This is a genomic window from Exiguobacterium sp. Helios, assembly GCF_014524545.1.
In the GTDB taxonomy this organism is placed as follows: Bacteria; Bacillota; Bacilli; order Exiguobacteriales; family Exiguobacteriaceae; genus Exiguobacterium_A.
Genome location: NZ_CP053558.1, coordinates 39,594 through 58,078, shown reverse-complemented (window position 1 = coordinate 58,078; position 18,485 = coordinate 39,594). Strand labels below are relative to the sequence as shown.

The 18,485-nt window shown below is 49.6% G+C and carries 14 protein-coding genes; 4 read left to right on the top strand and 10 right to left on the bottom strand.

Annotation, left to right across the window (positions count from 1 at the left end; translation table 11 throughout):
* Positions 1-12: 12 nt before the first annotated feature.
* Positions 13-1,281 carry a DNA (cytosine-5-)-methyltransferase gene (gene dcm / locus HNY42_RS15980; RefSeq protein WP_188005472.1) on the bottom strand — a complete coding sequence of 423 codons (1,269 nt, stop codon included), beginning with the start codon at positions 1,279-1,281 and terminating at the stop codon, positions 13-15.
* Positions 1,282-1,450: 169 nt separating this feature from the next.
* Here dcm and HNY42_RS15975 point away from each other — a divergent pair, with 169 nt between their 5' ends.
* From HNY42_RS15975 to HNY42_RS15960, 4 genes are read left to right on the top strand one after another with little or no spacing between them, the layout of a single operon-like run.
* Entirely contained in the window at positions 1,451-2,227 is a 777-nt protein-coding gene (locus HNY42_RS15975) for a hypothetical protein (RefSeq protein WP_188005471.1), read from the top strand.
* A complete protein-coding gene (locus HNY42_RS15970) occupies positions 2,224-2,454 on the top strand; it encodes a hypothetical protein (protein WP_188005470.1) in 231 nt (76 codons plus the stop codon). Before HNY42_RS15975 ends, HNY42_RS15970 begins: the two co-directional genes overlap by 4 nt.
* Positions 2,441-2,788, top strand: a complete 348-nt coding sequence (locus tag HNY42_RS16400) for a hypothetical protein (RefSeq protein ID WP_188005560.1) — start codon at positions 2,441-2,443, stop codon at positions 2,786-2,788. Before HNY42_RS15970 ends, HNY42_RS16400 begins: the two co-directional genes overlap by 14 nt.
* On the top strand, positions 2,776-2,946 hold the full coding sequence (locus HNY42_RS15960; RefSeq protein WP_188005557.1) for a hypothetical protein: 171 nt from the start codon (positions 2,776-2,778) through the stop codon (positions 2,944-2,946). The genes HNY42_RS16400 and HNY42_RS15960 overlap by 13 nt, the downstream gene beginning before the upstream one ends.
* A gap of 204 nt (positions 2,947-3,150) precedes the next feature.
* Here the strand turns inward: HNY42_RS15960 and HNY42_RS15955 are convergent, their stop codons facing one another.
* The 9 genes from HNY42_RS15955 to HNY42_RS15915 form a co-directional block, all read right to left on the bottom strand.
* Complete coding sequence (locus HNY42_RS15955) at positions 3,151-6,504, bottom strand: hypothetical protein (RefSeq protein ID WP_188005556.1); 3,354 nt, start codon at positions 6,502-6,504, stop codon at positions 3,151-3,153.
* 26 nt (positions 6,505-6,530) lie between these two features.
* Positions 6,531-8,861 (bottom strand): SNF2-related protein, encoded by a 2,331-nt coding sequence (locus HNY42_RS15950; protein WP_370529005.1) that lies wholly within the window; start codon positions 8,859-8,861, stop codon positions 6,531-6,533.
* A gap of 226 nt (positions 8,862-9,087) precedes the next feature.
* Entirely contained in the window at positions 9,088-10,302 is a 1,215-nt protein-coding gene (locus tag HNY42_RS15945; RefSeq protein ID WP_188005554.1) for a hypothetical protein, read from the bottom strand.
* A gap of 198 nt (positions 10,303-10,500) precedes the next feature.
* On the bottom strand, positions 10,501-11,289 hold the full coding sequence (locus tag HNY42_RS15940; protein ID WP_188005553.1) for a hypothetical protein: 789 nt from the start codon (positions 11,287-11,289) through the stop codon (positions 10,501-10,503).
* Positions 11,286-12,062 carry a ParA family protein gene (locus tag HNY42_RS15935; protein ID WP_188005552.1) on the bottom strand — a complete coding sequence of 259 codons (777 nt, stop codon included), beginning with the start codon at positions 12,060-12,062 and terminating at the stop codon, positions 11,286-11,288. Before HNY42_RS15935 ends, HNY42_RS15940 begins: the two co-directional genes overlap by 4 nt.
* Positions 12,062-12,751 carry a ribbon-helix-helix protein, CopG family gene (locus HNY42_RS15930; protein WP_188005551.1) on the bottom strand — a complete coding sequence of 230 codons (690 nt, stop codon included), beginning with the start codon at positions 12,749-12,751 and terminating at the stop codon, positions 12,062-12,064. Before HNY42_RS15930 ends, HNY42_RS15935 begins: the two co-directional genes overlap by 1 nt.
* Positions 12,748-13,527 carry a ParA family protein gene (locus HNY42_RS15925; RefSeq protein WP_188005550.1) on the bottom strand — a complete coding sequence of 260 codons (780 nt, stop codon included), beginning with the start codon at positions 13,525-13,527 and terminating at the stop codon, positions 12,748-12,750. Before HNY42_RS15925 ends, HNY42_RS15930 begins: the two co-directional genes overlap by 4 nt.
* A 660-nt stretch (positions 13,528-14,187) precedes the next feature.
* Positions 14,188-15,264: a hypothetical protein gene (locus HNY42_RS15920; protein WP_188005549.1), complete on the bottom strand. Its 1,077-nt coding sequence runs from the start codon at positions 15,262-15,264 to the stop codon at positions 14,188-14,190.
* A gap of 830 nt (positions 15,265-16,094) precedes the next feature.
* The gene (locus HNY42_RS15915; protein WP_188005548.1) at positions 16,095-17,531 is read right to left on the bottom strand and encodes a hypothetical protein; all 1,437 of its coding nucleotides are present in this window, start codon (positions 17,529-17,531) and stop codon (positions 16,095-16,097) included.
* Between the last annotated feature and the right edge of the window lie 954 nt (positions 17,532-18,485).

Genomic DNA, 18,485 nt, shown 5'->3' with positions numbered 1-18,485 from the left:
AATCACTTGTCGTCAGTTGTTGTTAATGAAAAAGGATTCCTGCGCAGGCATGAGAACCGGATGACGGTCCTCCAGCTGTTCGATGCGTCGTCCCATCCGTTCGATGAGGCCGACCACTAACGCGTTACCCATGCAGAAGTAACGCATCCGATCGCTCATCGTGTTCGTCCAGTTATCCGGGAAGCCGTTCAGCCGTTCACACTCGAGCGGCGTCAGGAAACGTCGACGCCCGTCGACCTCGACCACATGAGAACTCCGGTTGGTCGTCCCTTCGCTCGTCAGCATCGTCCGGCCAGGCTTATCGAGGTCGTCTATCTCCGACATGCCACCTTCGGCATAGATATACTTGTGTCCATCGACCGATGTCCGCTCAATTTTCTTCGCCCCTCGGAGGAAGTTGAACTTCTCGATAGCCGTATCTTTCAGATAGAACTTCTCTGGCACCGTGTCCTCTGGCTGCAAGATGTCACGGAGCGGGGTCGGTTTCTCGAAGACCGGCTCGGTATGGATGGAGTAGAAACGCCCTTCATGCATATAGCCCGAGTTGTGGAAATTGGCAGAGAACGTGTCCGATATCTCGACGATATCGTCCGGCAGCATACCGACGAGGCGACGATTTTTCACGACCTCCGGCTTGAGCGGGAAGACGGGTGCAAAGAAACCTTTCTCGAACAGGATGTCGTCCGATTCGTAAGAGTCGAGCTCTTTCGAAAAGCCCGAATCATCTCGAGTAGCGAAGATGAACACGCGTCTCCGCCGCTGAGCCATGCCATACTCTGCAGCATTCAGGACACGCCATTCGACCTTATAGCCGAGGTCACGGAACGTCGCGAGCATGACCGCGAAGTCACGTCCTCGTTGTTTCGCCGGCGACTTCAAGAGTCGATCGACGTTCTCGAGAAGGACGTAACGCGGAGTAGTCGCCTCGATGATACGCTTGATTTCCCAGAAGAGTACCCCCTTCTTACCTTGTATCCCCTTCTCACCCGATAGACTCCGCGCGACGGAATAGTCCTGGCAAGGGAAACCTCCAACGACGAGCTGGGCATCGAGGTTCTTGAATGCCTCGTCCGTCACAGTCGTGATGTCCTCGTTAGAGTGGATACCTTCCTTGAAGTTCGATGCGTAGCAATCGAATGCGTCCTGCGCCTTACGCGAAGGTTCCCATTGATTCCCCCACACGACCTTGAAGAGGTCCGGGTTCGCCTGTTCGAGGCCGGTACGGAAGCCTCCGACCCCTGCGAACAGCTCGATTGTGTTTAATCTATTTTTTGTTCCCATGAAATACGAACATCCTTTCGCTATATATCAGTTTCTCAATTATAGCAGAAAATATTCGCTTTGAACAGATCGAAATTTCGAGCCCTCGCAAGAATCTTTTTCGCCTCTACGCCATGTTATAATGAGGCCATCGAAGCACTAAAATAACTATACATATGGAGAGATGATCATGGACCCCCAGAATAATGATACGAACGAGATGAAGAACAAGTCCTTCCGCCTGTCGGAAGAGGTGACCCGCAAGATTTCTGAGCTGGTACGCGAACGTCAGGTGACGACGAACCAGCTCTTCGAGGAGTTCGTCACGTTGAGCGAGAATCGCTCGCATGATCCCTTGCTGACGGAGGAGGACGAGCAGCTCACGTTGTTGCTCCGCCAGATCGGGAACCTTTTCGAGGAACGTTCCCTGCGCCTGAAGCGTCAAGCGACGGACCTAGAATCCGTCCGTTCGCGTCATGAGGAGGCCGTCTCCCGACTTGAGGCCGAGGTCACGGAGGAACGTGCTCGAATCGAGGAGGAAGGACGACTCGCGAGTGAACAGCTCGCAGAAAAAGAAAAATCACTCCTCAAAACCCTTGAAAAAGCGGAGACGGAAAGACAGAAGGCTCTCGATGCCCTCGCGCGTCTCGAGAAAGAACATGTCGACACGGTCAAGACACTGCGTAAAGAGGTCTTCCACTTCGAGGAACAGATTCGCCGCAGCAACGAAGAGAAGGAAAGGCTGCAAAGACAAATCCAGAGCCTGACCGAGGTCGCAGACGACTATAAGGCCCGTTCCCGGAACTCCGAACGCCTGGAGGAGGAGAATAGAGAGCTGATGATGCAAGTCCGGCTCCTCGAGCATGAGAAGGCGCAACAGGCTTCGGCCGTGTCGGAACGCATCGAACTGGCAATCCTCCGGGATCGTGAGAAACGTACCGTAGACGACACAGAGGGACGACCATGAGTACCGTCATCCCGCCAGACCTTGTCCCGGGAAAGATTTATCCGGCCGGGACCGGTTCACCGTCCCATTTCGCTAACGAGCCCCTGAGTCGCCTATTCCGCTTCGGGAAAGGTATTCGTGGACTCGGGAACCAAGGGGGCATCCGTCGGTCGATGATCAAGGGGCGTTCACCGTCATCCTCGACACCAGCAAGCAGACCGAGTGGAAAAATGAATACGATTCCGTGAGTGTGGCGTCCTCGTCTACTACGGCGATAACCAGACACCCGGCAAAGACTTCCGTGATACGAAGCTGCGTGGCAACGAGACGTTCCTGAAGTACTTCGATAACGCATATGATACGGCCGAAAATCATCATGCACCTTTCTTCTACTTCGAACGCGTCGGCGCCAAAGATGTCCGCTACGTCGGACTTGCCCTTCCTTATGTCATCGGCATGACGCGTGAAGAAGTCCTTCGTCGTCAGAAGTTCTATCATCATGGTGACGGAGCGGCCTACGAGAACTTGGTCGCACGTTCACAATCCTTCTCGTCATTTCAGGAGAGTGGATGGTCGACTTGAAGACAGGCGTCGTCGATAGTATACATGAACCTGAGGCTTGGCATGCGTTCCGTATGAACCGTTCATTGCCAGATGAGGAGGAGAAGACTTTCCCGCTCATGCCAGACCGTCTTCGACCACAACTTGATGAGGCAAGCTGCGGACTCGTAGGAATCTGAAAGGACATGTCAATCAAGATCTGGCCACACCGTGAATCCTATATACATCACCATCGGAAACGTTTCGACGAGTCCCTCCTGTAATGTGAGACGGACTATTCAATCATGATGAACACATGATTAGCATTAGATAAGGGCTGCCATTCATCATCAGTATAGAAAGAAGGACACGCCCCAGATTCGAGGGCCGTGTCCTTCCTTCTTTCATTTACTTACGATAAAAGTCTTCTCGAGCGTTTTATAGTATCTTCGTTCGACCTTCACGACGAGTTTCGTCTTAGCCGCCTGTCTCGGGATGGACAGTTTGAACTTTCCGTCCTTCGAAACCAGAATTTTTTTCGAGATACTCTTTCCATTCTTGAAAACTTGTACGTAAGAATCACGTTCTGTTTTCCCCTCGACGAAACGCGAAGTAGACGTTATGTTCTTCACTTGCAACGTTTTTATGGTGCCTGTCACGGTACGTCTTTCATATGGCGAGTCAATCCCCTCTTTACCTTTAGCCTTGACGACTACGGTATATCCAGGAATCCAGCCCTTACCATCCAGTCGATAAAGACCTTTGCTGTTCGCCTTCACCAGATACTTCTTCTGGTTCACTTTGACTTCTACCGTGAGCCCAGGTTCCGTCTTTCCGGTGATTGCCTTTGAAACGTCATAGATGGCATCAATCTGAGGTTTTTTAGGAACATGTTTCACCACAAGGGTCTTCTCAGATTTATTCCCAGCAGCGTCGGTTATCCTGAGGACGAATTTCTCTCCTGCATGGAACGTTCTTCTATTGAGAAAATCGAAAGAATCATATCCGGTCACTCCATAAGAGTTTACGACCTTCCCTTTATAATAGAGTTCTACTAGTGAACCTATCTCTGCCTTTCCATATAGGTGATCGCCTACCATCAGGTCATCGCGTAGGATGAGTCCCGTGTTGATGTCAGGAGGGGTTGTGTCAGAGAACTTCTTCGAGACGACTAGCGTCTTTTCGCCCGATGATAGACGTATCAAGAAAATTTTCACGGTTGAATGATTTTTCAACTTATATGGAAGGCTAAAATCAAGGGATTTGCTGATTTCTTTTTCGAACGTCCGTCCGTCCGCCTCTATTACGACCCTCACGTCCTGCAAACGTTGTTTCAGATTCGTCTTTACCGTGAACGTCTTCCGGTCCACCGATAATCGTGCATCCATGACACCGACTACGTCCTCACTCACAATCTGTGAGGTCACGTTCTTTCCCCGGTCCTCTACTTTGATGGTCACTCGATCGTGCAGGACCAGTCTATCCGTCTCTATTGAGAAAAATCCTGTTTCGCTACTCGTAGAAACGTATTCTTTCGAGTTGACCATGATGGTCACAGTCGCTCGACGATCCGTCAAACCAAGAAACAGATTATCTCCTTGGACTGGGATGTCTAAAGCCTCGATTCTCGGATAGTGTGTGTCGATCGGTATTATGGTTTCTTTACGTGTATTTCCGAACGAGTCAATTGCCCGAAGTTCGATTTTTTCGACATCGCGGAAATCCGTTTCGTTCCTATAATAGATTCCTGTACTGGTATTTCGCGGGACTTCTTTCGACACATTCCTTCCATCCCAATAATAGATGGTCAGCTCGAGCCTGTCGCCATTGTACATCGTACCTTGTATCGTCGAGTCGCTATCCTTCACGGGATTGATGCTCAGTGTAGGAGGGGTCGTGTCCCGGTATTGCAACCTGAGAATTCTCTTGGTTTTCAGAATCGTGTTCTCGACGCTAAGGTGTGTGGGACGATTCCAGGAATTTCGTTCCGAGATGTCAATTTCGAAGCGACCCAAGGAATCACTTTTCATTTTCAGAACATCCGAGGACCCTCCGTACACGGATACCATCATTCCAGGGACGGTCTGACCTGAAATCTTCAACGAATCATCCGTCAGCTCATCAATTGTCGGTAGGGGGACATCCTCATACTCCCCTGATACCTCAGACGACTCGATATCATTTCCATCCGTCAGCTTCATGCTGAACCGATCGCCGTCGTTCCATCCTGGAATCTTAGCTTCATAGATATCGTCGTTCTTACTTTTCCGTATCATTCCATAATGCGAGCTATCAAAGGTTCCATCATCTTTGATTTTGGCGACTTCGACTGATAGTTCTACGCTTTTCGGGAACTTGACAGTGACAATCATCTCTCCGTTCTCGAAGACATAATCCGGAGTAGCCAGCGGCCTGACATCAACGACACCTATTTTTTGTATTCGGCTTGAATAAACTCCATCCTCGCCTTCAATCGTGAAGGAACCCTTGATATGTCTAGGAATCGGCATCAAAAATTCCCCTCGGGAATCTGCTGAGGTACTTACCGTGTAATACTCTTTCGTATTTTCATCCGAGTAATGTGCATAGATTTTGGAATAACGTCTGCTCACACCCGTCAGTTCTCTCGATTCGGACGTGATTTTATTCACCTGGATTTGCCATCCGTATGAATCAGCCTCTGCCATCTCATATCGTTCTTCACCGAACTTGTTTCCTTTAGAATCAAAGACCGCTAATACGATGTACGGATAACTCGACACGTTCGATGGAATCGAAAGGCTGAACTTCCCGTCTGGGTCAGCCAGAATCGACTTACTAGTGATGCCTTCGAATTGTGCATGCACCCTCATTCCCGGCTTCGTACGTCCCTCTACCGTTCTTCCTGCTCGTATCCTCTCATCATTGAATAAGGTCACAGGATTCTCCGACGTCAATTGTGAAGCTTCCATCGTATATTGTTTCGTCAACTCATCAGAGAGCGGGACGTCGGCCCCGAGGTTCCTTACATGGATTCGAAAATCTACCTCATCACCTTTACGATAGATGTCCGGGCTGAGATCATGTTCGAAGTCCCCGTCTAAATCACTGGAGAAGTACTCTACGGACTGCCACGTTCCGGTTTCGTCCTTCACCTGAATAGCCATCGGAAGTCTAGGAAGCGTGTGTCCCGAAATCTCAAACGACTCTCCTTTTCTCGATTGATTCATCGTGAATGGTATCTTAGGGGGATGATTAAAGTCGATGGAGATGGTTCCGCTCTTATCAGTACCGTTCGAGGCATAGACCTTGGCCTCATTAGCAAGCGTCGCGTCGACTTCAAGCGTTTCCTCCCCTGAATAGACCTTTCCGTTCAAAAGTGCCACTACCTGGTATCCATCCGGACTATAAAACCTTCTCTTTCCGTCAGTCGTTCCTAGATATACCGGTGATGATAATTCTGTACGCTGGGCCGAGACATACATTTTCTGCGAACTAAATCCATCCGAGGAAATTTCCCGAACTTCTATCGAGTCATACCCGATTTTTTTAGGGAATGTTTGCTTGAAAATCCCCATCTCATCAGATTTTGTACGATACCATTTTGAATCAAAATGAATCAAGATGTCTTTTTCTGGATCCACTTTACCCGTCACCTCGACATCATGTGGACTCGGTTCGTCTACAATCAGCTCAGCATTCGAGGGTTGTGCCGTATAGATGACGATCATCATCAGAAAGGCCGTCATCACGAGAATCTTCTTACTCATGTCGCGCATTTTCATCTTCTCCTCTAATTGACGTTTCATTCGAACAAGGCGACGATTTCGTCGTAGTCCACCGTCGGATCAGGGCGGAGCTCGCCATTCTCGATTGCGTCAAGCATGCGCTGTTCCTTCATCTTGAGACGGTCATAGATTTTCTCGTCAACCATTCCATGTGCCTCCGGCTGTCCCTGCATCATCATATAGTGATAACGCGTGTACTGTCCTTGCGGCAAACCGAGTCGATGGATACGATCTCGAGATTGCAGCATGTGCGTCAGGTTGAAGGAATACTCCAGATAGACCGCATCATGACAGACATGATGGAGAGAGACCGATTCGGCGAGGGTATGTGGATTCGTGATGATGACATCGAGCTCACCAGCCTGGAACGACTTGATGATACGCTCGCGTTCCTCGAGTGGTGTGCTTCCATAGATGGCCTCGGCCTTGATGCCACGTGCAAGAAGCTCTGTATGGAACTGATCAATCGTATGGATGAATATACACCAGACGACGGACGTTTTTCCTTCATCGTATAGATCAGAGACGAGCTCCACCGCTGCACGGAACTTCCGTGTCTTCGGCACGCGACGTAGAAGATCGACCTCCGACCGATCGAGTACGACCGGAGGAGTGTCCGATTGTTTCGTGAAGGATAAGCCTGAGGCCTCTTCTTCCCCATACATCTCCTGGAAGTCGAGCGCCCGTAACAGGAGTTCGGGGCAGGTGGACGCCTGAAGAAGTCGGATGTACATGCTGAATGGATTACCCGTGTACTTACGATGAATCAGGTCGATGATGGCCTGTTCGGTATCGTTCGCCTCCACATGGTATTGGATGTCGGGTTCTGCCTGTGGAACTTGTAATTCATGCTTCGTCGTCCGCCAGAAGAACGGCAACAGCTTCGCATTGATTTCCTCAATTCTTGTCGAGGTGGGGTTCTTCAATTCACTCGGCTTGAAGTTGAAGAAACTCTTATAGTCCTCGGCGTATAGAATGTTGAGGAAGTTATAGATGTCCTCATAGGTGTTCGGTATCGGTGTACCAGTCAAGACGTACTTGTAGGACGTCAGCGTCGAAAGACGCTTCGCGATTTGAGCGCGCTTGCTCGTCATGCCCTTGATTTTATGAACTTCGTCAAAGACGAGCATCGTACGACCATCGATGACGTCACTCAGCACTCCCTCGAATCGTCCGAGAGACTCATAGTTGACGAGGACGAGGTCGAATGAATCTCCGCCGAGACGCAGTTGTCGGATGGGTTCGTCCGTATCGTGGATGTTAAGTAGCCGAAGTTCTCGCTTCGTCCCGAAGTTTTCGACGTATTCATCCTTCCAGGCGAGGAAGGTGTTCTTCGGGCCAATCATGATGATTTTGTTCACTCGATTAATCTCCCGTGAGGAGAGATAGGCGAATGCCCCGTATACCATCGAAGTCTTTCCCGCACCTGGTACGGAGAAGTTAGCTGCACGATGCATCTCTGCCATATAGAAGGCAGATTGCATCTGTTTATCACGGAGCTCACGATGGAGTTCACGGTCGACAATCGATGCAAAGCGGCCGTACTTGTCCTCGATACGATCGTCTTGCGTCTTCAGCAACATCGCATAGTTCGAGCGTTCCTCGATGAGATAGGTCTGTCGGTCAAGATATTCAGCCAGCGCGCGTGTCACTACGACATCGAAGTCTCGTCGTTGACCAAGCTTCTCGAAGAGCTCGATAATCTTCCTCATCTCCACGTACGTCAGGTCATCACGGAAATGAGGATATCCCTTCTCCACGTGATAGTAAGGCTTCAGCCTCGTTTTGATAGTGAGCTCGTTCGCTTTTATTTTTCCCGGCGCTACGTTGTCGTGTATCACGAACCGACCATCGTCCACAGTCAGAATCATCGCGTCCTCCTGCAGCATCTCCTTGTCCAATATGATCGTCCCCTTGTCGTAAGTCAGTATCTTCTTGATGATGAGTTCTTCAATATGTTTGACGTAGATGTTCTCTTCGCGCATCCTATCTGCCCAGAGCAAGTCGAACTCGCGACGCGCTCGAGGAATTTTCTCGACGTCGAAGGGCGAGGAAAGCCATGTCGTCGTAATGTCGAAGGACTCGAAGTTGTTACTTATGGCAGCGCTAGTTTCATTGTTCGAGCCTGTGAAGTAGATGATGTTACCCTCACCATCCTCGATGAGGCCGAACTTCGAATGGAATAGACCGGATGACTTGAAGCCGATACGGATGTCGACGACACCATTCGCGATCAGATGAGCGAGATTGCAGTAATCCATCATCTCCTGTCCATCGAGTCGTTCGTCGAGTCGTTCGAGCAGGCTTTCAACGGTCTGTTCCCGCAGGGCATAGCCCTGTCTTATCAATACTACGTCCTCCTCGCTCAAATCCTCTGAGACGATGAGACGCATCCGTCCACCGTTCTGGACGAGTCCCTTGACGCCCTGACCATAGGAAGCCAGCGCCTTCGAGCTGAAGTACCCGCTGACCCGGTCATAGGAGACCGCCCTTCCCAGGACGGGTGTATAGAAGTCCTTGCCAATCTGATGCTCCGTCGTGTAGTAAGAAGGAGAGAGCACAAGGTCACAGAAATCAGATTCGTGACTCATGAGTTTCTAAGTCCTCCCGAATTTGATTAACAAGACGAACGAACTCTTTTTTCGACTCTACATCCATTCTAGCAATTTGATCCGCATCGATTTTTTTAAGTGTCTGGATGACGGTGTTCAACAAATCAATCGGCTTCATTTTGATGTTCGACAGAACGGTCTCATCTATTCGTTTACTGACGATAGAGCTCGCCTCGTCTCGCATGTCCTTGAGGTCCTCATTCACTTTTTTTACCGTGTTCAATGTAACACTGGCTTCCTCTTGATATTTCTCATGGACCTTTTCAACAATTTCATCATATTCCTCCAAAAATTGTTCTCGGTTGCCTGCTTGGATGATTTCCTTACCGATGCGTCGTATATGTCTTGTCAAGTCACCGACTTTCGAAAGCGTCATTGCCGTAAACAGCGCAATCTTGACTCTTTCATGTTCCTCTTCGTCCTTTTCCTTATTCATGATGAGCATGATTTCTTGGAGCGGACCATCGAGGCCCATGTCGCGTGCTACATAGTATTTTCCCTCTGCATTGATGAACTCAAGGAATTCGACCATGAGGATCGCCTTCTTGAGCATCTTCTTAACGTCCCCTTCAGTCTTGTTCGTGTTCAAGGCATATTCCTTCACCGTGAAATATTTGTTCTTCTCAATATCGTTGTAGACCTCGACTAGGTTGTCAATGGCGTTGTACTCGACCGGGCGCTCTTCACCATGTTGGAGGTTAAGCTCGAGTCGCTTTATGTCGATGGCGGAGAGGCCTTCCGACGGATCAAGGATGACCGCCTCGAAGAATGACGTCTTCCCTTCACGTTTTAATTGACGAAGACACGTGTAACGACGGTTCCCGTCGACAACCGTCCCATCATTCAAGACGACGCCGGGTAGACGTTGTCCGCTGCGATTGATATCTTTCCTCGTGTCGTCGAGTGCCGATTTATTGGACTCGACGATGAATTGTTCGACGAGATCATTGTAATCTTCCTTCGAAAGGGCCTGGATGTCCTTCCCTTCCGACTCATAACGGTTCATCGAGCTGATAATCCGACCATTCTGACGGTTATAGAGTAAGTGTTCAAGCGGAATCTGATGTACTGGATAGCTGCGTGTCTTTCCCTTAATCGTCAGTTTTCGAGTGCCGTCTGCTAAAGAGATGCTTTTTCCAATTTCTTTCTGTAGGTCAATCGTGTTATTGAAGTTCATGTCGTGTGATTCCTCCCAAATGTCATGTGCATCCTCGTATGAGGATTCGTTCTCATATCTAAATTTTACACATATATAGAAAATAAAGACAATCTGTTTCAGAAAATAAGTAAGGGAAATTAGAACACCCTTAGTTGTTTCGTATTTTCAGATGGACACAGGCACCCGGTAACCGGGTGCCTGCTCCAAATACTAATCTCAACGCAGATATTTTTCCAATGCGAGACGGATGATGTCCTCTGGTCTCGTCCCTTCCTCTTGCGCCCGATTCCTTAGATTCTTCAACAACTGATCATCCGCGTCCCCGAAGTCAATCTGTATCTTAACGGTACGGCGTGAGGGCAGCTGGTCGATGACGCGCTCATCCTTGCGCTCGTTGAGCATCCGTTTGACCTCGCGTAGTTCTTCCCGTGTCATCTCATAGACGGTCTTCTCACCATCTCCGATAGGATATGTACGTCCATCGAGCATTGCCGCCCGTGGGTCTTCCGGCCAGGATAACAATTCCGCGAGTTTCGAGGACGTGAGGTCCTCCGCAATCGCCTGCGTGAGCAGTTCCTCGCCGAAGACGTTCCAGAATGAGACGAACCGGCTGACCTGCGATTGTGACATTCCGATTTTCCCAAGGAACTCGAGCCATCCGCCCTTTTCCTCCCGGAATTCTGCGCGCGTGTCCTCGTTGCGGAACAAATCATGGGCATGGGCAAGGACACGGCACTTCTCGACGAAGCTCGTCGCATGGATGGCATCGATATGGTTATAGTATTGCACCAATCCGTCCATGTTCTCCGGAAGGTTCTTCGAGACGACGCGCGAGAGAGCGGTCGCTGACAAGGACTGATAAGGGTTCGTGACCGTCGTCGAAGCCGAAAACTTCTTCACGGCATCGACCTTCTCTTCCCTTGCGTCAGGTTTCGGCCCCGTTGCAGGAAGTGTCCCGTTCGCCTGGAAGCTCGAAAACGTCGGTGTCTTCTTTTTGCGACTCATAAAGCGAGCACCTCCTTTGCGAGCTTGAGGTAGGCATCCGTCGCGGGTCCCTTGTGATCGATGACCGGACGTGACTCACGCTGAAGGGACTGGACCTTGACCATGTAAGGGATCGTCGTCAGCACAGGGATGCCGACCTCACGTCCGAGGTCGACAAGCTCCTCGACTGTAGTGAGATCACCTTTCGAGCGCGATCCGACCATCGTCGGGACGAATGCCGCGATGTGGATGTCCTCCTTATAGCGTTTCATCTCCTCTAGTTCCTCCGGTGCCGTGTAGACGGCATCCATCGAGAACTTCTGCATCTGTACCGGCATGACGATGAGGTCCTGGGCGACCAATGCACACCGGGCGTATGGGTTCAGGGCGGACGTCGAACCCGGGCAATCGATGAGGCAGACGTCGAACAGTTCCTCGACGCGTGCCAACTCCTCACTTAGTCGGTATTCGTAGCCCATCTGGCTCGTCAACCCTGTCGGAGAAGCCGATCGGCGTGTCGGTATGAGGTGGATGGTCCCGGTCTCGTACTCACAGTTGACAATGACTTGCTCGATTGGTGAATAGAACGGATCGTTCTCCTCGAGTAGGCAGTCGAGCAATACCTTCCCTGGGTAGTCTTCCGTCAGGCCGAGTCCGTTTGACGTCGAGGCCTGGTCATCCGCATCGATGACGAGAACCCGTAGGCCGTCCCTCGCATAGGCATGCGCGAGGTTGATCGTCGTCGTCGACTTCCCTACCCCGCCCTTCCGGTTGTACAATGCGATTTTCTTCATCAGTCTTTGTCCCCTTCCATGGTATCTGCTTCCGACCTGTCTTCTATGATTTCACGTACGAGTGTCTCCTCGATCATCTGTGAGAGCAGCTCACTGATGCTGAGCCCGCGTGCGTTCGCAATTCTTTGTATCTTTTCTGATGTTTCGGATGGGACGCGTGCCGATACGACGGTCGACGTCGCATCCATCTTTCGGAAGGCACTGACCTTCACGCCTGACGTGGTGGATCGGTTCGCCCGGATTTCACGGACGGTCGCCTGTTCGATTGGCTTCCTACCATCCGTCACGGGAAGTCCGTTCAGTACGACGTCCTCCGGGTCCTCGACGTACATCAGCTCGAATATCTTAGAGGCCGGTAGGCTACCGAGCGATTCCTCGAGCGGCTGTAAGGTATCGTAGGCCTTGACGTAGCGGGAAGCGAGAGAGTTCGACATGCTGACGACCTCGAGGAAGCTCCGCCATTCTTGGTTGTCATGCATCTCCGACTTCGCAATCGAAAGACGTTTACCAATCTCGAAGACCGAGATGGTCTGCACCTTCGCGAGCTCCTGAATCTCGAGGGCCAGGTTCTCGAGGTCACGCGAGACCGGGAGCTTCTGGACTACAGACCCGATGTCCGTCAATCCACTCCGGTAAGGATGCTGTTCCTGCGGCTTGACCTTATGGATTTGTCTGTTACGTGCCTTCATCCTGGGTTCCCTCCCTCTGTCATGCGTCTCGCGAGTTCCCTGAACGGGAGTGCGAGCTCGATACCTTCCTTTGACTTATATTGGAGGACGCTCTTTCCGTTGTCTGCCGCCTTCTCGATGAACGCTGCGCGACGAACGGAAGGTAGTATGTCAAGTCCCTCTGACTCAGCGAGCGTGCGCATCGCCTCGGCATATTCCCGGTCCCCGCGGAGGCCGGTATCGATCGCGACCGGCATGATTCCGGTCAGTTCGAGCGAGGAGTTATAGAACTTCTTCACCTGTCGGATCGTCCGGACGGTACTGCTGAGCTGGTCATAGACCAACTTCTTCGGCATGAAGGGTACTACGACATGGTCCGCACATGACAGCACGACCTTCGAAAGCTCGTTGATCGAGGGCACGGAGTCGAGTATGATCCAATCGAACTCCTCGGCTAATGGTGCCAACATGTCCTTCAATAGGAAGAGCTTGTCCTGCTCCGATATCAGATTGATGAGTCGGGCGTTCCGTTCGTTGGAGGGGAGGAGACTGACGTTATGCTTCTCGTCGTCGAACAATATTTCCTCGATGGCGAGTCCTCTCGCATGGACGTCGTAGAGCGTCATATATTGGATGGTATCCGACTCCTTGAGCATCAGCTTGCTAAGGGATCCTTGCGGATCAAGATCGACGAGTAACGTACGAAGGCCGATTTCACCGAGTGCGTGCCCCATGTTCAATGAGCAGGTGGTCTTCCCCGAACCTCCTTTTGATATGTAGAACGTCAGAATGTTCATCTTCTCTCCCCTTTCTTCTCCCATCATCACATAGGAATAGACTTAAGACAATATTTTTCATTAACAAACTGGTCTTTTTAGTTAAAATAGTATGTAAACAAAAAATAAAATATGTATACATTTCGACGTCGAAATGTATACATATTTCTAATTCTCATACATGATATTTCTTTTGGGTCGAATAGCTTTCTTCAAAGAAACATCTAATTTTAGCGTATCGTGGATTCGTCAAAAATATGATAGAGGGGTAGACCATATTATTATCATTCCATACGTTATAAGAGATTGAAGGAATTAAAAGAGAATTAAAAAGAATTGGAAAACATGAACCGATCATGAAGCCTTTGGTACCAGTAGTTTGCGTCCTTCAGGATATTAGATTTAAGGTCTGCCCTATTTGTAGAAGTTCTAACTTGTTCTTTTTTTGATTCGAAAAAAGACGTTTTCATTCTCAAAGTCCTGTTTATCTTCTAAAATCGTATTTTTTATTGTAATAAGAATTTGTTTTTTTTCCTGAATAGTATGGCACATTAAATACTGCTAATCTGTTGGTCAAGAACTGTCTTATTGTGATGTTTTTATGCATCGGAAGAGTCGAATGAAACATCAAGACACCTGTTTTCAAGAGGATTTTCAAAAAACGTCACGACAAAGAGACCATCATGCGATGGCCGATTTTCGAGTTAGTCGTCTCATCCGGTCGTTGAGGTAGAGGACAGGAGATTCGAAAAACGGACGGTAGACGTCCGTCTCCAAGAGACCTTCCCCGAAACGTAGGAAGTCGTTGCGAATAGAGCGCAGGACCTCACCGCAGGCAGAGAAGCCGTATGTGTCGCTGAGCGATTGTAAGGACGCGGCAGGGACCTCGAGTCGTTCGAAGTCGACGAAGTCGCGAGCGACCTCGCGGAGTTCGAACCAACCAATGAGCGTATCCGCCCGCTCCGCCTCCTTGATCCGCTTGCTGTCGACCTGTTCCTCGAGTTTCATGTGAAACATCAGAGGACGGGTGACGGTATGTATCCGCTTCTGAAGAGAGAGGCTGCCCTTGACGGCAGTGAGGAAATCTTTCGTGTCCTCGACGAGGCGCACGCTGAAGATACGTGATAGCTGGTCGAGCATACCCTTCACTGCAAGGCGATGACCACAGTAGCGCGGGAGGAATCCTCTCACCTCGTCGTACGTGAGAGTCGCCTGTTCCTGGGACTGGACATGGATGTCCCGTTCCACCTGGACGAGGGCTCGTAAGGCCACACGTAGGATGTTGACATGATTAATCTCCATCAAGTGGCGGACCATGCCGCACCAGATGGACGTATAGCCGGTCTTCGAGAGATAGGTGCCGGACTTTTCGAACAAATCACGGTAGTTCTCGAGATAGTCGATGAGCTCGATTGAGACGACGCCGGAGAAATGTACGTCGTAACGGATGAGGCCGACCTCCTCGAACAGACGAAGATTGTCATGCAGGGAACGGACAGATGTACGGGAGAACCCTGCCAAGTCCTCGCTCTCTACGAGCGAAATCATACCCTGGTCGTCACAATGCGACAGGAGCGTGATAAGATGACGGATCCGAGACTTCGTCCACTTCAACGCGAGGAATGGGCCTGGGATATTATAATGATGTTGCTCATACATGAAGCCATCCTGCCGTTTCGTCCAACGCGTCAGACCGCTCATCGCGATCAACAACTTGTTCGCAATCAGTACGTGCCGGTTCACCTGATTCAAAGACATGTCTACACCTCCCCTACTCTTGACTATTACATTCAGTATCATGTCCGGAAGTGAGGCTGTCAAAGTGCATCTTCGGTACGGTCATCGACGACCAAAACGCTATGAACGTTGGTATTAAGCCGTTTTCAGGCATGAAAATGATGTCATTTCGGTACGGTCAAAAACGACCAGAACTTCCAGAATGCTGTCATGTCGCCATTCATGACCTCTTTTGCCTAGTATTTTCATGACTTTTCTTGTACAGGATGTCGTTTCGGTACGGTACATGACGACCAAAACGATAAAATCGTCATTTCAGTACGGTACATGACGACCATTTCACTAAAAAATGTCGTTCCGGTACGGTATCCGGCGACCAAAGAGGTAGAGAAGTCCTCAAATTTTTTTTTTCGAAAAGCGCAAAAAAAGCCAATATGTCGTTCTGGTACGGTCGAAAACGACCAATATGGTGAAAGTGTCGTTCCGGTACGGTATCCGGCGACCAAAGGTAGAAAAGTGTCTTTCCGATACGGTCTGAAACGACCAAAATCGACATAAATATGCGTGGAATCGTCATACAGAGGACTTTCTACCCGATTCAAATTCAAAAATTGGTCGTTTTACGACATTTTTCGACAGTCATAGTTCTTGATCTCTATCTAATCCATGAAGGAAGTCCAAGAAAAGATTGAATTATAATAGGAACTTATGTTCTTATATTGGGTTGGACGTCAAGTTCTGTAGTCTACCTTATGAGATGCACGTTGAGAGTCTATCCATGGCCGTCCCCCTAAAACGACGAAAACCGGATGGACCTAGAGGTCCATCCGGCCTGATTTAGCTTCTCTCGTTCATAGGAGAAGGACGTTGCTCTTATCGTCGAGCTCCCATCGCTCCAATGGATGGAAGTACAAGAAATAGTAATCTCCTGACCGATGCCAGTCTTGGATGATGAAGTCGAGGTCCTTTATGCGATCAAGATTCGTCTCGAGTTCCTTCAGGTTGTCGGCCTTACGGCTCTTGTTGAATCGGATTGAGTGGGTGAACTGACGCCAATGTCGCTTCGCCGGTGTCGCCTCCTTGATTTGGAAGGAGTTGAGACGCTCTTTCTGTAGGACGAAGGAGAGATGGTAAGCGAACGTCCCCTTCAGTCGCTCAATCTGCTCCCCGTAGATACTGATTATCTGTTGTTTCAGCAAATCATCATAGACCTCCTCCGAGACGGTCACGGTGACCTGCGTATCACGGAGCTGGACGGAGGAGGAATTACTAATCTTGACGGAGGAGAAGAGACCGAAGATGGTCAGATCACCTTCCTCGTTTCTGAGGGCGATTCTGTAATAGCCGAGCTTGACCAAGCGTTGTGTCGTCAGCTTGTAGCTATTCCCGCTGTCGTTGCCATAGATCTTCTTGACGAGCTTCGAAATCGGGAACACGATTTTCCGGCTAGTCTGGAACGTGAGGTCCCGGTAGGACAGGATTTCATTGAATGCCTCGAAGTCCCTTGCATCGAGGTCCGGTACCTTACCGTCGAGCTCCGCCAAGAACTCGTTGCTGACCAGGACGGACAGGTTGTTCGGCACCCCCTGCTTATACTTGGGGATGAGGGCGGAGTAGTCGTGCAGGTCCAAGGACAAGTCATTCGTCATCCCATCACCTTGATTGAACTTCTCGGTCGAGTTCTTCAGACGATCGGCAATCCCGAAGAAAGGGACAGTAATTGCTGTCGATGTCGCGACATGGGCTTTGGGCTGTACGTGTTTCAACCCCTTCGCAACCTCCCCGATTACCATCAGGATGTCGGTCCGCATCGTACTCGTCCGTTGGTTCTTCGTCTTCTGCCCCCAGTGAGGATACGTATGGATGAGCAGGTTATGGTTCTCAGCCCACTCCTCCAGTTCACGTATATGATCCTGCATGAGCGAGTCGATGTTGTCTGACGAGAATTTTCGTTGGAATCCTTCCTTCCCGGCAATCTCCCAGAATTCGAGATACATCTTATGAAGTCCCCGTAGCTCTTTCATCGGTCCCTTATTCTCGAGGTAGTTACGAACGGCTGCGCGAACCCACCGTCGTTTCAGCTTCGTAAACGAGTAGTAGCGGAGCTTCGTGTAGACGTCCTCCTCGTTCTGGAACTCATAGTACTCCTCATATAGTTTGTCGACATATGCCTCGACGTCGACGATGTCAGTCGAAGCGAGTTGTTCAGTGACGTCGTTCTCCAGAAGCGTCTTTGCCGCCTGCGAGACGACGAGCTGTCTGTGTTGGACGGATGATGTAGAGTCCATGGTGCATCGCCCCCTTTTTTTCGATGCATATAGCATATCATGTCAAAGTATCTGTGGGGAAACCAGATGAGAAGTATGCGCCGGCGCATACTTCTATTATTTCAACTACCTTATTTTTCAAATAAATCACCCCGGCAAGAGGGGGAGTGATGACTAACACGTCGTTAGAAACAATTTACTTATGTACTTTTTAGGCGTCGGATGGGCTTTCCTACTGAGTGTTTGATATCTCTAAAGAAGGATTTGGAAAGGACATATACAATCATGGCACAGGAATTGATCGAGTCGTACGACGACAACTCGAATGATGGATGATGCATTCATGAAGAAGCCGACAAAAGGTTGACATGTGAAACGATTATAGACATGTTTCACGTGAAACAAGCCCTGTAGTTTTACGGATTCTATGTGGCGATGATAAGAATACGTTAAAGTTTGGATGCCGTTCTTGAAGAGGGAAGGGTTCTACGATGGATTCCACTATTTGTGGTGAATCGATGAAAAGACTGGAGCATGTTGATGCGTAGTTTTTCTTCGTCTAAGGGATAGGGGGCGGTCGCCTATTATAATACAGAAGAGTGCGAAGGGGAAGAGACCGGATATGTCCTGTAATGAGCATGATTATCTGACTATATAGGAAATGCCTTGGCCTATCTGACAAGGTTCGTCCTGATTCGTCGGATAGGGGCTAGTCTATATGTGATCTGAGGTATTTCATGCTGCATCACGGACTTTATCTAGACGTCCTAACTCAAGTAGGGAGGACTGTCGAGAACTAAAAATCAACCATTCCTTTCGATGCTGACAATCATACATGAGTCCATCCTTGCTTTCAGAAGGCCGATTGATGTCCATTCACTGATTTTACAGACGAATGTTACGCTCTAAGAAATAGTGTGACCATCCGCTTGGAAGAGGATGGGGGATAAAGGGGCGGAAGACAAGCTGGAATCA